The sequence below is a fragment of the Pseudoalteromonas spongiae UST010723-006 genome, assembly GCF_000238255.3.
Taxonomy (GTDB): domain Bacteria; phylum Pseudomonadota; class Gammaproteobacteria; order Enterobacterales; family Alteromonadaceae; genus Pseudoalteromonas; species Pseudoalteromonas spongiae.
The window spans coordinates 1863093-1876277 of the sequence record NZ_CP011039.1 but is presented as its reverse complement, the minus strand read 5'-3'; the positions used below and the strand labels follow the sequence as shown (position 1 = coordinate 1876277).

Genomic DNA, 13185 nt, shown 5'->3' with positions numbered 1-13185 from the left:
AATGTCAGAAGTTGTGAGCTTTTTTTCATCATTAAATAGCCAAGTTGCGACTTGGCTTTCACCTTATCTAAGCCAGATTGTATTAATTGCCTTAATTTGCTTAACCGCGATATATGGTGCGAGTCTTAACAAGGCAGTAAAACGTTTAATCGGTCAGCGTAACTTCTTTGCGCGGACTTTGGTTTTTATTCTTGTTACGGGCATAGGGGTTGGTAGCTTAATTGTTTTTGTAAGCCCTTATTTAGTGCGATTGTTTCAACAAATCGAGCGAGGCTTTTTGCCACTTTTAGTCTTTTCACTTTTTGTTGTTCTTGGTGTGCTGGCTGATAGGAAAAATCAAGTATGAGCCGGTTTGGACCTGAATATTGGGATAAAAACGGCTTTTTTCGTGCCCCATTAGGTTTTATCTTGGTGCTGGTGCTACTGCTAAGACCCTATATTTTGTGGTTATTTGCAGCAGCATCGCGACGTGAAGATTTAAACTTGATGGCGATTTTCTACCCGCAAAAACAACAGTTTTTTGTTGCCCTTGCTATCGCTGCCATAAGTATTTTGGTGACTTTTTGTTATTTATTTAGGCGCCCAAATGCAATGCAATGGCCTAAGTCTATTTGGCGGTATGCGCGCTGGTTGTTACTTGCTAATGTGGTGATGGATTTAACCTGGTCATTGTTGCAGGCAAAAAGCCAATATTATAGCTTTTCAATAGGCTTGGCCGTGCAATTGGTATTACTCAGTTGGGCAGGGCTATACCTACTTAAAAGTCGTTATTTAAGTGTATATTTTAACGAGTGGCCTGAGCCAGAACTCGACGAAGATAAAAGTGACGACTATTCATAGCGCTGTATTAATCATGCTGTTTGTGTTTTTCAGCACGCTTTATTTTTCGCTTTTTTAAAAGTAAATAGTAGGGTTAGAACAGATTCTTTTGTGATTTTCAAAAGTTGTTAGAATGTTTTCTAGACGCTGTTTTGATATAAATAGGGAGGTTGATGGGTTTTTAGCAGTATGCTAAATACAAAACTTTGCCCGTCGTTATCCTTTACTTGACTATCAAAAATTGAACTTTTTTGGAATCAAAATCGTGAATTTAAAGGAGCTATTAACTCTTTACGATTGAAATGGTAGATTTAGCATTTCAATATCAGCTGCCTATTTAGAACAATAACCGAAGGCATCTAATAGAATTAGCAAGTGCTAAATGTGCAAGTATTATTTAAGGGAAAACATGAGTATAAAAACAAGATTGTTGGCTTTGGCATTCATTGTATTAGGAGGATGCGGTGGAGGGTCGGGCGAAGTCCCTGAAGCTGACAAAGATATAGTTCCTCCGCTTATTAGCCTAAATGGTGAAGCACACATCACAATTGAAGGGGGAGCTGATTATCATGAGCAAGGAGCAACAGCAACCGATGGTGTTGATGGTGATGTTTATGTTGAGATATCTGGTACCGTAGACACTAAGAAAGTTGGAGAATACACCATAACTTACAGCGCAAGAGATGAAGCTAATAATAAATCAAGTATTTCGCGAATTGTTGAGGTTGTTGACACAACACCACCCAGTATCATCCTAAACGGTGAATCAATCCTGTATGTAGAATTTGAGAATGAATACCAAGAACTAGGTGTTACGGCATCGGACAATATTGACGAGGATATAAGCGTAACAATATTCGGCATTGTTGATACAAGTAAGCTTGGAGAGTATGTCCTAACTTACAGTGCAAAAGATAGACAAAATAATACAGCTAAAAGCGTAAAACGAATTGTTCACGTTATTGACACAACTCCGCCTAATATTGTTTTAAATGGTGAAGCAACTCTCACTATAGAATTAGAGAGGGAATACGAAGAACATGGAGCTGTAGCAAAAGATAACGTTGACAGTGATGTAAATGTCATAATATCAGGCAGCGTAAACACCAGTAAAGTTGGCGAGTATATCGTTACTTACAGTGCGAGTGACAAATCGAATAATATAGCTAGCATTACTCGAACTGTTCAAGTTGTAGATCTAACACCTCCAAATCTTGTCTTAAACGGTGAATCAATAATCGAAATTATCGTTAATCGAGGGGAATATAAAGAGCTGGGCGCAACTGCTACAGACAACGTGACTGATGAAGTGATTGTTACTATTACAGGTGAGGTGGACGTAAGTAAAGTGGGTGAGTACATCATTACTTATACTGGTATAGATGAAGCGAACAACACATCCCAAGTGCAACGCACCGTTATAGTTAGAAAGCCTAAACCATTTAAAACGCGTTGGGAAATTACTTACGATCATGGCTTAGATATCACTTTATATGCCAATACTGATTATGACTATAATTATACAGTGGACTGGGGTGATGGAACAGTTAATGAAAATGTAATGAATACAATAACTCATACATATGAAGAACCTGGTGAATATATAATTTCTATACATGGGAAGTTCCCTCATTTCTCTCGCAAACCCACTAATGCTAATCCGGTGGCTGAGCATAGATTAACGTCTGTGGTCCAATGGGGGGAAACTGAATGGCAAAGTATGCTGTACTCGTTTGCATACACACCTAACCTTACTCAAATAACCCCTAGTCTACCCGATCTAAGTCAAGTTGATTCCTTAGGCTATATGTTTTACAAAAGTTCATTTAATGGCGATATTTCGCAGTGGGATATTAGTAATGTAAAAAGTATGGAAAAAATGTTTTATGACAGCTCATTCGCTGGTGATATTTCCAAATGGGATGTGAGTAATGTTTCAAATTTGGAAGGGTTGTTTGAGAACAGTTTATTTAATAGTGATATTTCCCAATGGGATGTGGGTAACGTCACAAATATGAGAAATATTTTCTCTAGAACCCCATTTAATGGTGATATTTCCAAATGGGACGTAAGTAATGTAACCAACATGGCTGGTATGTTTTTTGAAACTCCATTTAATGGTGACATTTCTCAATGGAATGTGAAAAATTCAACAGATATGGGCTATATGTTCTATAAAACACCTTTCAATGGTGATATTTCTGAATGGAATGTGAGTAATGTTACTAATATGATTGGTATGTTTTCGTTTTCGAGCTTTAATGGAGATATATCGCTATGGAATGTGAGTAATGTCACAGTAATGGCTGAAATTTTTATGTCTAGTCAGTTTAATGGTGACATATCTTTGTGGGATGTCAGTAATGTGACGGATATGTCAAAAATGTTTCGATATAGTCATTTTAATGGTGACATTAATAGATGGAATGTGGGTAAAGTGACTTCGATGAAATGGATGTTTCACGAGAGCCACTTTAATGGCGATATTTCTAAATGGGATGTGAGCAATGTTCAAGATATGTGGCTTATGCTTTCTAATGACACGTTCTCACAGGAAAATTACGATAAATTACTAAAGGAATGGTCCCAGTTAAACTTAAGGGTTGGTGTTCGACTAGATGCAAATCAATTTTTCTCTCTTGAAAGCTATAGGAGTAGAGAGGTGTTGATCCACACATTCAATTGGACTATTAACGATAAAGGTCTTAGGTGATTGGATTTGATGGTATTTATCAAATTTTATTGATTGTGGTTAATATTAGAAGAGCCTTATTAAGGCTCTTCTACTTTTTATTATTCAATATAGTGTAATTAGTGTAATTGCATTACTGATAGAACCCTTTAAGCAAAAAATTGAACCCTATTTGCACTTTTTCTACTCTGGGTTTGCTTGCGGAAGTCATATCAATAAGACTACTAATTGTTGCGAGCAATGCCTTTTTATGTACGTGTTTTGGTATCCCATTAAAGCAGACGATAAAACCTAAAACTCTACAAGCAGTTTTATTTTTCACTTTTAAAATAGCCTACCGTTTGGGTTAGAAGTATCGTTTTAGTTCAAAAGTTCATTTTAGCAATTAGAGGAATTAATGGACAAAGGGGTATTGACCCAAATTTTCAAGTTGAATCGACTTATATTTAAAGCTCTTAAAGTAATTTTGCCACTGAATTTAAATAACCATCGAGGAATAAGCCCGTTCACACTCATTATTTATAAAATGTATATATAGGTTGTTCTTTAATTTTATTGAATATCTTAAAAGTATGCGCATTTGCAAAGATAAAATAGCTAACTAATCAAAATATGATTTTACTTCTAATTAAAAAGATTTATTAATTCTTGCTTAACCTTGCCCATAAAATTCAACTTATTGATTAATTGTTAGATTTTTAAAGCTCTTTAGTATTTAATAGGTCGTAACTGAGGTCTCGCTTTCTTTCTAGAAATGTATACATCAACGCCTTTAAATTTTTTATTAATATTAATCAATTGTTTGTTGTTGTTTTTATCAAAATTTTAGTGATGTCTGAAAGTTACATATCCGGGATTCTCGATAATAAGCGTTAAATGCCAAGTAGTACTCTGCACATGGAATCTAAGATAAACCTCAATAAATACACCTTAGAAAAGCTTTATGAGTCTGCAAAATCAATTGAACGTTACGCTACCCTCTACAGAGCCAAAGAAATAGATGGCATTATAGTTAAGCGTGAAAATGAACTACCACCAAAGGGCCTTAAAGATAACACTTAATATAAAATTGTAGAAAAAACAACTAGTTGAATAGCCCATAAAGCTCCTTTCCCGACGCGGTAATTCATATGGGAGCTGCGATGCGTCTGTTTAGGTATTTCGGAACGGAAGCGTTTACAGATTCTAGTGTTTACCTTATAAGTATCGCATTCATGGGTTATCCATGACTCTAATTTTGCGAGGCTACTATTGTTTAATTATGGGCAAATTATTGGTAAATAAATCATTATTACTCGAATTGAAAACCTTGATGGTACGAAACCCAATTTCAAAAAAATATTGTAACTTAGAATCTTTTCAATGAGTCGATGTTCGATTATACCAAGTGACGGTTAATATATTGCTGGCTTTATAAACCCGATATTTATGTTCGGTAAAGAAAGCTGGTGTTTACGAGCTTATATTACTAAGACAAAAGTTAGTTATTTGGGCACTTAACAAGCAACTCAACACGTATTTGGTTTACGGTCTCACGTTTTGCAAATAAAGAAAAAACCAAGTATGAGCCGGTTTGGACCTGAATATTGGGATAAAAACGGCTTTTTTCGTGCGCCTTTAGGTTTTATCTTAGTGCTGGTGCTACTACTAAGGCCCTATATTTTGTGGTTATTTGCAGCAGCATCGCGACGTGAAGATTTAAATTTGATGGCGATTTTCTACCCACAAAAACAACAGTTTTTTGTTGCCCTTGCAATAGCTGCTATAAGTATTTTGGTGACTTTTCGTTATTTATTTAGGCGTCCAAATGCAATGCAGTGGCCTAAGTCTATTTGGCGATATGCGCGCTGGTTGTTACTGGCCAATGTGGTGATGGACTTAAGCTGGTCATTGTTGCAGGCAAAAAGCCAATATTATACTTTCTCAATAGGTTTGGCCGTGCAATTGGTATTGCTCAGTTGGGCAGGGCTATACCTACTTAAAAGTCGTTATTTAAGTGTATATTTTAATGAATGGCCTGAGCCAGAAACAAAGAACGAAGCGAAATAGTAGGACTAAATTTAGCCTACTATTTCTCGTGATTTAATACTATTAAGGTGTTTGTAAGGGTATTGAAAGATCAAGTTGACTAACTGACGGCTTATTTATCATGGCTCTTGATGGTGTGACCTCAAGAGAAATTAGATTATCTATTCTCATCTCAGCGGTGTTTCCAAATAAAACTTCAAGTTTTGGTGTTGCAACAACTTCTCCATTTATAGACATGTAAAAATCAATTAATGCGGTTTGTTTTAAATCTGTAATTGTATATTTAAAGCTTGTATTCAATTCATCATTTACATCAAGTGAAACTTGTTTATCAAAATCTGATAGCACATCTGTTGCTTGTGTAAAAATACTATCTTCCTCAGCTTGAAAAGTTGTTTTAATTTTTAAAGCAACGCCTTGTCTTGGCAACTGAACATTTCCTGTTTGAGCAACTTGAGCAAGTACTAGAGTTGATGTAATCATGCTGCTTATTAACGTTATTATCGCGATGATTGATCTTTGTAGTTTAGTTAACATTTTATTCTCCTTTAAATAGATTAATCGAATGATCCCTTGGTTTTTTGAATTAAATAAAGTTGTGTTGAAAGCAAAAGATTCAGGCTTTTGATAGTGCTTAATAAGTTGTGCTAAACCCATCAAGTATTCATTAGTGCCTAACTTCAATGCTGTTTTTTCATCACAGCGTTGTTCAATCGTGAGCTTCGTCTGTTGAACTAATTTTCTAACAAGTGGGTTCCAGAAAAATAAATAAGAAATTAAGCCACTAGTGAAAACAAGAATATGGTCACGGTATGCAATATGAGTTAACTCATGATTGATAGTGACCGAAAGTAAATCACGTTCATTTAAATCTTTATCAATTAATATGATGGGATTTAAAAACCCTACTAGTAAGCCTGGATTCTGTTGTGCAGTGCGATAAATAGGGTGTCTAAAATTTTCAGAAAGTACTTCATCTTTTACACATATTGAACGAATAGAATTACTCCAAAGAATAAACTTTAATGCTTTATAGGCTGCTGTTAGTGCGCCAATAACTAACAAGAAATAAAGATAATCACTCAGAGATAGGCTGTGATCGTATATATAACTATTAGCGCTGGCTATTGTTTTACTAGTTTGAGTACTTAGTATCATAAATGAGTTGTTGGCATTTAAATTACTAATCCAATTAACTAGCAAATCATAGGGTATACACCATGAAATTAACACAGCAAACAGAAGCGGAACCGCGACTTTTGCTGATAAGTTACAATATCGATGTATCAGTAAAGTTGAAATAGAGAACAGTAGATTAATCAATATATAATTAATCATCATTAAGTTCCTTTTTACGTTTGGCTAAAATGCTTTCCAAATATTCAATTTCTTGCTTATTTAATGTTTCTTGTTCAACTATGTGCGCTGCTAATTCAGACGGCTTACCACCAAAAATACGGTCGATAAGTGACTTTACAATAGGCTTTTTCGTTACTTTTGGTTCAGCAACCGCTGTATAAAAAACAGTTCTTCCTTCCTTGCTAGTGCGTCTTAGCGCTCCTTTTTGTTCTAAACGGTCAATGAGTGTCTTGACTGTTGAATAAGAGACAGGTCGTATTTTTTCAATTACTTTATGAATTTGAGGTGCTGAATTTACTCCATTTTGCCAAAAAATTTGGAGAACTTGTGACTCTGAGTCAGATAATTTCATTTTCAATCTCTACATTTGTAGTTTTCTCATCTACAAATGTAGAGATTGATACTGAGTTTGTCAATAATGTGAAACTTAAAAATAAATTAGAAGTGCTAAGTGTAGTTAAATAACGCTGTTTATCATCGGTTTTAATTTATCGAGCCTAGCCTGTTGCTCCGCGTCGAGTTTGGCGTTGTTTATGGTGTCCATACAGCGAGAAATCATAGCTTTATTAAGACTTTGGCTACCAGGGTGTTTCGTATCTAACATCACCTGTAACAAGTTTAATGCGATGTTGGCGTTTTTTGGCATAATGCGAAACGCTTGAGTAAAGTAATTAAGCGCTTCTTCGTATTTGCCTTTTTCGTAGCTATGTACTGCATTATTGTTTAATTCTTTTGGTGAATGGCGAATTTCATCACGTTCTTGTTGCTCTTGTTTTAGATAGGCGTTTAGAGGTGCGTTATCGCTTTGGTATTTGCCACAATGCTCGGTTAACTTGGCAAACAATTGATTCGCTTTGTGGTGCATGCCTAACTCATGAAACGCTTTGGCTTTATCGAGGGTATCATCTACTGAGCGGATGATAGGCTGGTCTTCAAGTTGTTCAACAAGCGCAATGGCTTTTGAGCGTTCATCTTTTAAATAGTGAATACGCGCATTGATCACATCTATTTGTTCTTGTGCTTTGCTGTCGGGGAACTGTTTGCGTAATTCAGATAAACACTCGTTACTTTGTCGGGTGAGGCGATTTACGATATCGGCTTGGTCGAGCGTGAGGGCGTAATCAATACCTGCGCGGGCCAAATTAAGGTATATGTCAGGCTTATCGTGCATTGAGTGCTTAGCGTATTTCACAAGCTCTTTATTAACGCGGAAATGCTTTTCATGATCGTGATTGTATTTGCTTAAAATAATCAGATCTTCTTGGCGTTCAATATTGCGCGGCGCTAGCTTAGAGGCCAGCGACAAATAATGTTGCGCCTGTTGATAGTTCTCTAAAAACAGCTCTAACTTACCCAGTAAATGATAACCTACTAAGCGGGTTTCTGGCTTGGTTAGCATAACCTCTAAAATATTTTTGGCCTGGGTAAACTCACTGTTTTGAATGTAGGCTTCAACTAAACCAACACGTGCCCACGTAAATTTTTGAATATTCAGCACAGATTTAAAGAAGTCGATGGCTTCTGCGGTGCGTTTTAAACGCAGTAATAGTTCACCACGCAACTTTAAAAGAATAGGGGATAGGTGATTTTTACTACTGTCTGCCAGCATTTCATTAACGTAGCGTAGCGCTTTTGAGTCATTGCCAACATCAATAAAATCGTAAATTTGCGCCAATGCCTGTTTGCGCTTTAATAGCTTAATAATGCGCTCACCAAATACTTTCAATGAAAAAGGCTTTGCTAAAAAGTCATCGGGTTGAAGCTCAATCACACTGTGTACTAGGCTAGTGTCGGTTTCTGCACTAATAAAAATGAAGCCACAAATGTTTTTAATTAAACGCTTGGTTTTTAGTTCTTCGTATAGTTGGTAGCCGTCTTTGAGTTTACCAAGGTTAAATGAGCATAAAACCAAATTAAAGGTATGCTCTTGGCAAAGACCCAACGCCATTTTTGCATTTTCAGCAATTGAGATATCACTAAAGCCTAAGCTTTCAAGCGATTGTTTCATATAGCTTAATGCCAATGGTTGATCGTCTATAAGTAAGATACTGGATTCGTATAAGCGTTTATTTTTCATCGCATTTCTATCTGCGCGGTCATAGTTAAACTATATAAAACAGTGGCAATAGTAGCAATAAATTAACGCTGAAATAGTGAATAAGTTTTGATTTTAAAGGATTTTTTAATAAGAGGTAGGTTCAATATGGTGGGTCGTACTGGACTTGAACCAGTGACCCTCGCCTTGTAAGGGCGATGCTCTCCCAACTGAGCTAACGACCCATATTGATATTCTATAATGGTGGGTCGTACTGGACTTGAACCAGTGACCCTCGCCTTGTAAGGGCGATGCTCTCCCAACTGAGCTAACGACCCATTATAGATTTTAATTTAGTGGTGGGTCGTACTGGACTTGAACCAGTGACCCTCGCCTTGTAAGGGCGATGCTCTCCCAACTGAGCTAACGACCCGCTAAATTAACGTGTTTTGCAATGGTGGGTCGTACTGGACTTGAACCAGTGACCCTCGCCTTGTAAGGGCGATGCTCTCCCAACTGAGCTAACGACCCGCTAAATTAACGTGTTTTGCAATGGTGGGTCGTACTGGACTTGAACCAGTGACCCTCGCCTTGTAAGGGCGATGCTCTCCCAACTGAGCTAACGACCCATGCAAAACTTTGACTAAATGGTGGGTCGTACTGGACTTGAACCAGTGACCCTCGCCTTGTAAGGGCGATGCTCTCCCAACTGAGCTAACGACCCCAAATAGTCATTTCTAAAGTGGTGGGTCGTACTGGACTTGAACCAGTGACCCTCGCCTTGTAAGGGCGATGCTCTCCCAACTGAGCTAACGACCCGCTTTAGAATCACAACACATTGCTGCGTTGTTGTGGGGCGCTATTATAGATTTAGTTCAACTATAGTCAATACTTGTTTTCACAAAAATGTGTTAAGTGGCCTTAAAATGAACAACTTGGATAAATGTCAAACGCCTTGAGTGCTTTTAGAGCAAGTGTTAACGCTTAAATTTCGTTTTTGGGCTGTTTTTTGTGCGCCTAACACTTGAAATTGTATTGGCAGTCGACAAAAAAGAGAGTTTTTATTGCAACCGCGATGAATTTATTAGTTTAGCTGCGCTTTGGTAGCCTTCTTTTTCAAGATATTGCTCGATTTCTGTTATTGATTCTGCAGCAGTTGAGTAATGGGCAATTAAGTAATCATAGATTTTGGTGACTTCTTGGTCATTATTATTTATTGCGAAATAGGCGAGCAAGCGAATAAGGTCATCTTTGCTGGGTAATACTTGAAAGCCGAACTCCTTTTGCAGCGCACTATAGTGTGCGAGTAACGGCGCTAATCCAGCAATTTTTGTTTCATAATTGGCTTGCCAGTGTGAAAAGCGTGTTTGAAATGCGTTAACTAGTGCAATTACCTTACTTGATTGGTGACTATATTGAGCATACTTTTCATTTGTGAGCGATAGAGATGGATGTTTTTCTAACATAGTAACCAACGAATTAAATGGTTGTTGCATATGTTCACCTTCATTTGCAATGCTCAAAAACAGGTGCGCTTTTAATTCTGTTACCGATTGAGCAAGTGAAACAATATAACCATCATCAAGTGAAGGGCTAAAGATAAAGTAATCGTTAAACAATGGGCTTTTTGTTAAAAACTGTTTCATCGCAAAGCGCCCCGCATTTGAATGACCAATTAATATTGAATAATCTGCGGTGCGGTAATTGTTCTTTATATACGGAATAAGCTCAGACGTGAAGTGTTGCCTAAATAAGCGTGCATTTTCATTTATGTTAGTGTCATTAGGTTGCAATTGCTCACCTTTGCCAATGACTTGCACAATAATAAACTCGGGTATTTCATTTTTTAATGTATCGCTGATGGATTGAACAAGCGTAAAATCCCATTGCCCATGCAATACGTAAATTACTGGGTAGGACTGGTTCAGGCGTGTGCCATATGATGTGGGAACACTTACCTTAAAAGTAACCTGTGTATTTAGTGCCTTTGAGGTGAAAGATTCGCTATTCACTTCTGCAAAAGTGCTTATGCTTAAAAGCAATAGGAAACAATAAAGTGCAGTTTTCATTGGATTGTCCTTGTGTGTTAAAGTCGAACAACTTTGTCAGTTGAACAAAAAAACACAAGGATTCAGGCCTTTAGAATAGCTTAAGTTTTACTTAGGTCAGGGCAGCACCGTATTATGCACGATTCTCAGCAGTATAGTTACCAAACCTTTCAGTTTGATTTTTCTCGCTGTGAGGTTGTTACAACAAATGGAATAAGTGAGCTCGAACCTAAAGTAATGGCAGTGCTTGAGTTGCTTTATCATAACCAAGGTAAAGTAATAAGTAGCGAGGATATTTTTAACCAGGTATGGCCGGGGCGAGTTTTTAACGCTAGCTTGATACAAAGAGCGATTGCACTTATTCGCAAAGCCCTTAATGAACAAGCGGCAACTGCGAACTATTTAGTTACCTATCCTAAAAAAGGCTATTGCTTAAAAGAAGAGGCCGCAAAATTTAGTGGGAATCGGATAAAACTATTTCTTTTGGCGATAAGTGTTTTAGTGTTTTTTGTTGTGGGGGTTGTCGCTCATGTATATAAAAAGCAACATTTAGTACCCATGCACTTCACATCATTATCACCACTGACACACAAACAACAGAATGCGTTTGCGTTTTCACAAAATAGAAATGCCAATGAAATGCTATTTGTTAAAGAGGGCGACTTAGGATCGGCGTTATGGTTAAAAAGTGGCGTGAATGAAAGTGAAATTTTTAACACGCCGCAAAAAATAACCCATACATTTTGGTTTAAAGGTCAACCTGCATTTACAACGCGCAACAATCATCAAGGTACTGATGTTTTTGTGTTAAATCATTTGGGACAAGCAAACCAGTTATTTAGTGTTGAGTATTTAATGAATGTGGCGCCTAAAAGTGTTGGGCAGCGCATTTATATTGCTCATTTGAATCAAATAACCGTATTTGATGATAAAGCCGCTAAGTTGCACGCATTTTCGGCATTTGAAAATGCGAAAGGTGTGATTAGTTTTTCAGTCTCGCAAGATCTAGAAAAGGTTGCGGTACTGACTGATGAAGGGCAAATGCGCAAAGCGGTTTCAATTATCAATATAGAAAGCAAAAACAAAGAGCGTATTTTTCAAGATGTGGGTAATTACACATCACTTGATTGGCATGCAAGTGGCTTACAACTATTACTAGCCAAGAATACCCAACTTATGCTTTTGGATGTTGAACGTGGCAAAACTGAAGTATTGCCATATGCAACGAACAAAACGATTACCCAAGCGCAGTTTGATAAACACGGTGACGCAATCTTAATTGAACACACACATTTAAATGTAGTGCTTGTGCTTAAATCAGTTAACGAAAACCCTACTACGTTTAAAAGAATTGATTTGGCTGGTGCGAATTTAATGCCAATAGCAAATAGCAGTGGGGATATACTTTTTTCATCTGACTTCTCTGGTGAGCAGGCGCTGTATCGATCTCGCAATAATGAATTAACGGTCCTAGCCGAGCTGAATAAAGGGCAGCATTTAAACGGTTTTACTTGGTTGTCTGATAACGCATTTATCTACTCGTTGGGCAAGCAGTTAGTTATTAATAATGGTAACTCGGTAAAACAAACACAATCGCTTTCGCATTCAGTATTTATTAGGCAATTTTTACCGCAACAAAATACACTATTGGTTCACCAGTTGATTAATGGCAAAACGTACCCAAGTACACTGTCATTAGATTCGTTTGAAGTTACCCAGCTAGGTAATGAGCAAGCGAGTTGTGTAACAGGTGATGATAATGGCAATATTTATTTTGTTGAAAATAACAACACCATTAAGCAACGAAATAAAAAAGGGCAAATCAATACACTGTTAACGATTCCTGATAATACGGTGGATGATCTTTTGAGTGATGGTGAAGATTTGTTTGCCAGTATTAAAAAAGCAGAAGGCTACATGGTAATTCGCATAAACCCACGCACAGCAGAATTTGAAACAATATTGGTAGATGAAAATGCGATATTGGCAGGTGTAGAAAAACAAGGGAAATTTTGGTTTTATCAGGATATCGCAGTTAAATCTTCCTTGATGCGACTATATTAGCGTCAATTATTTGTATAAATATTGATAGCTAGGCTGTTGAAACAGGTCGAAAAATCACAATCTTGGTGAACAAGTGTTCATCTTGATTAAAAATGGTGCGAACAATGCACTATGCTTAAAAAAATGTTGACTTTGTTTTG

The 13185-nt window shown here is 37.1% G+C and carries 10 protein-coding genes and 7 tRNA genes; 6 read left to right on the top strand and 11 right to left on the bottom strand.

Annotated elements, in window-relative coordinates; genetic code table 11:
* The first annotated feature begins 1 nt into the window (after position 1).
* From PSPO_RS08840 to PSPO_RS08825, 5 genes are all read left to right on the top strand, one after another.
* A complete protein-coding gene (locus tag PSPO_RS08840) occupies positions 2-346 on the top strand; it encodes a DUF3392 family protein (protein WP_010559809.1) in 345 nt (114 codons plus the stop codon).
* Complete coding sequence (locus tag PSPO_RS08835; RefSeq protein WP_010559810.1) at positions 343-840, top strand: DUF2919 domain-containing protein; 498 nt, start codon at positions 343-345, stop codon at positions 838-840. The genes PSPO_RS08840 and PSPO_RS08835 overlap by 4 nt, the downstream gene beginning before the upstream one ends.
* A gap of 388 nt (positions 841-1228) precedes the next feature.
* Complete coding sequence (locus PSPO_RS08830) at positions 1229-3532, top strand: BspA family leucine-rich repeat surface protein (RefSeq protein WP_010559811.1); 2304 nt, start codon at positions 1229-1231, stop codon at positions 3530-3532.
* Positions 3533-4408: 876 nt separating this feature from the next.
* On the top strand, positions 4409-4573 hold the full coding sequence (locus PSPO_RS21640) for a hypothetical protein (protein WP_010559812.1): 165 nt from the start codon (positions 4409-4411) through the stop codon (positions 4571-4573).
* A 501-nt stretch (positions 4574-5074) separates the two neighbouring features.
* Positions 5075-5560: a DUF2919 domain-containing protein gene (locus PSPO_RS08825; RefSeq protein ID WP_010559813.1), complete on the top strand. Its 486-nt coding sequence runs from the start codon at positions 5075-5077 to the stop codon at positions 5558-5560.
* A 42-nt stretch (positions 5561-5602) separates the two neighbouring features.
* On the opposite strand, the gene PSPO_RS08820 is transcribed toward PSPO_RS08825, so the two are convergent.
* The 11 genes from PSPO_RS08820 to PSPO_RS08770 all read right to left on the bottom strand — a co-directional run bounded on the left by PSPO_RS08820 (position 5603) and on the right by PSPO_RS08770 (position 11002).
* Positions 5603-6880, bottom strand: a complete 1278-nt coding sequence (locus PSPO_RS08820) for a M56 family metallopeptidase (protein ID WP_084616570.1) — start codon at positions 6878-6880, stop codon at positions 5603-5605.
* Complete coding sequence (locus tag PSPO_RS08815; RefSeq protein ID WP_010559815.1) at positions 6870-7250, bottom strand: BlaI/MecI/CopY family transcriptional regulator; 381 nt, start codon at positions 7248-7250, stop codon at positions 6870-6872. Before PSPO_RS08815 ends, PSPO_RS08820 begins: the two co-directional genes overlap by 11 nt.
* Positions 7251-7355: 105 nt before the next feature.
* Positions 7356-8975 (bottom strand): response regulator, encoded by a 1620-nt coding sequence (locus tag PSPO_RS08810; protein WP_010559816.1) that lies wholly within the window; start codon positions 8973-8975, stop codon positions 7356-7358.
* A 127-nt stretch (positions 8976-9102) separates the two neighbouring features.
* A tRNA-Val gene (locus PSPO_RS08805) sits at positions 9103-9178 on the bottom strand.
* A 17-nt stretch (positions 9179-9195) separates the two neighbouring features.
* Positions 9196-9271 (bottom strand) — tRNA-Val (locus PSPO_RS08800).
* Positions 9272-9290: 19 nt separating this feature from the next.
* A tRNA-Val gene (locus PSPO_RS08795) sits at positions 9291-9366 on the bottom strand.
* Between the two features lie 22 nt (positions 9367-9388).
* A tRNA-Val gene (locus tag PSPO_RS08790) sits at positions 9389-9464 on the bottom strand.
* A gap of 22 nt (positions 9465-9486) precedes the next feature.
* Positions 9487-9562: transfer RNA gene (locus PSPO_RS08785), tRNA-Val, on the bottom strand.
* A 19-nt stretch (positions 9563-9581) separates the two neighbouring features.
* Positions 9582-9657: transfer RNA gene (locus tag PSPO_RS08780), tRNA-Val, on the bottom strand.
* 19 nt (positions 9658-9676) lie between these two features.
* Positions 9677-9752: transfer RNA gene (locus PSPO_RS08775), tRNA-Val, on the bottom strand.
* A 242-nt stretch (positions 9753-9994) separates the two neighbouring features.
* The gene (locus tag PSPO_RS08770; protein ID WP_010559817.1) at positions 9995-11002 is read right to left on the bottom strand and encodes an alpha/beta hydrolase; all 1008 of its coding nucleotides are present in this window, start codon (positions 11000-11002) and stop codon (positions 9995-9997) included.
* Positions 11003-11116: 114 nt separating this feature from the next.
* Between PSPO_RS08770 and PSPO_RS08765 the strand changes: the two genes are divergently transcribed.
* Positions 11117-13045: a winged helix-turn-helix domain-containing protein gene (locus PSPO_RS08765; RefSeq protein WP_010559818.1), complete on the top strand. Its 1929-nt coding sequence runs from the start codon at positions 11117-11119 to the stop codon at positions 13043-13045.
* Positions 13046-13185 lie beyond the last annotated feature (140 nt).

Bases quoted from the DNA above. Each gene is read 5' to 3' on its own strand.
- PSPO_RS08840 (WP_010559809.1), top strand. From the start codon at position 2: ATGTCAGAAGTTGTGAGCTTTTTTTCATCATTAAATAGCCAAGTTGCG.
- PSPO_RS08835 (WP_010559810.1), top strand. From the start codon at position 343: ATGAGCCGGTTTGGACCTGAATATTGGGATAAAAACGGCTTTTTTCGT.
- PSPO_RS08830 (WP_010559811.1), top strand. From the start codon at position 1,229: ATGAGTATAAAAACAAGATTGTTGGCTTTGGCATTCATTGTATTAGGA.
- PSPO_RS21640 (WP_010559812.1), top strand. From the start codon at position 4,409: ATGGAATCTAAGATAAACCTCAATAAATACACCTTAGAAAAGCTTTAT.
- PSPO_RS08825 (WP_010559813.1), top strand. From the start codon at position 5,075: ATGAGCCGGTTTGGACCTGAATATTGGGATAAAAACGGCTTTTTTCGT.
- PSPO_RS08820 (WP_084616570.1), bottom strand. From the start codon at position 6,880: ATGATGATTAATTATATATTGATTAATCTACTGTTCTCTATTTCAACT.
- PSPO_RS08815 (WP_010559815.1), bottom strand. From the start codon at position 7,250: ATGAAATTATCTGACTCAGAGTCACAAGTTCTCCAAATTTTTTGGCAA.
- PSPO_RS08810 (WP_010559816.1), bottom strand. From the start codon at position 8,975: ATGAAAAATAAACGCTTATACGAATCCAGTATCTTACTTATAGACGAT.
- PSPO_RS08770 (WP_010559817.1), bottom strand. From the start codon at position 11,002: ATGAAAACTGCACTTTATTGTTTCCTATTGCTTTTAAGCATAAGCACT.
- PSPO_RS08765 (WP_010559818.1), top strand. From the start codon at position 11,117: ATGCACGATTCTCAGCAGTATAGTTACCAAACCTTTCAGTTTGATTTT.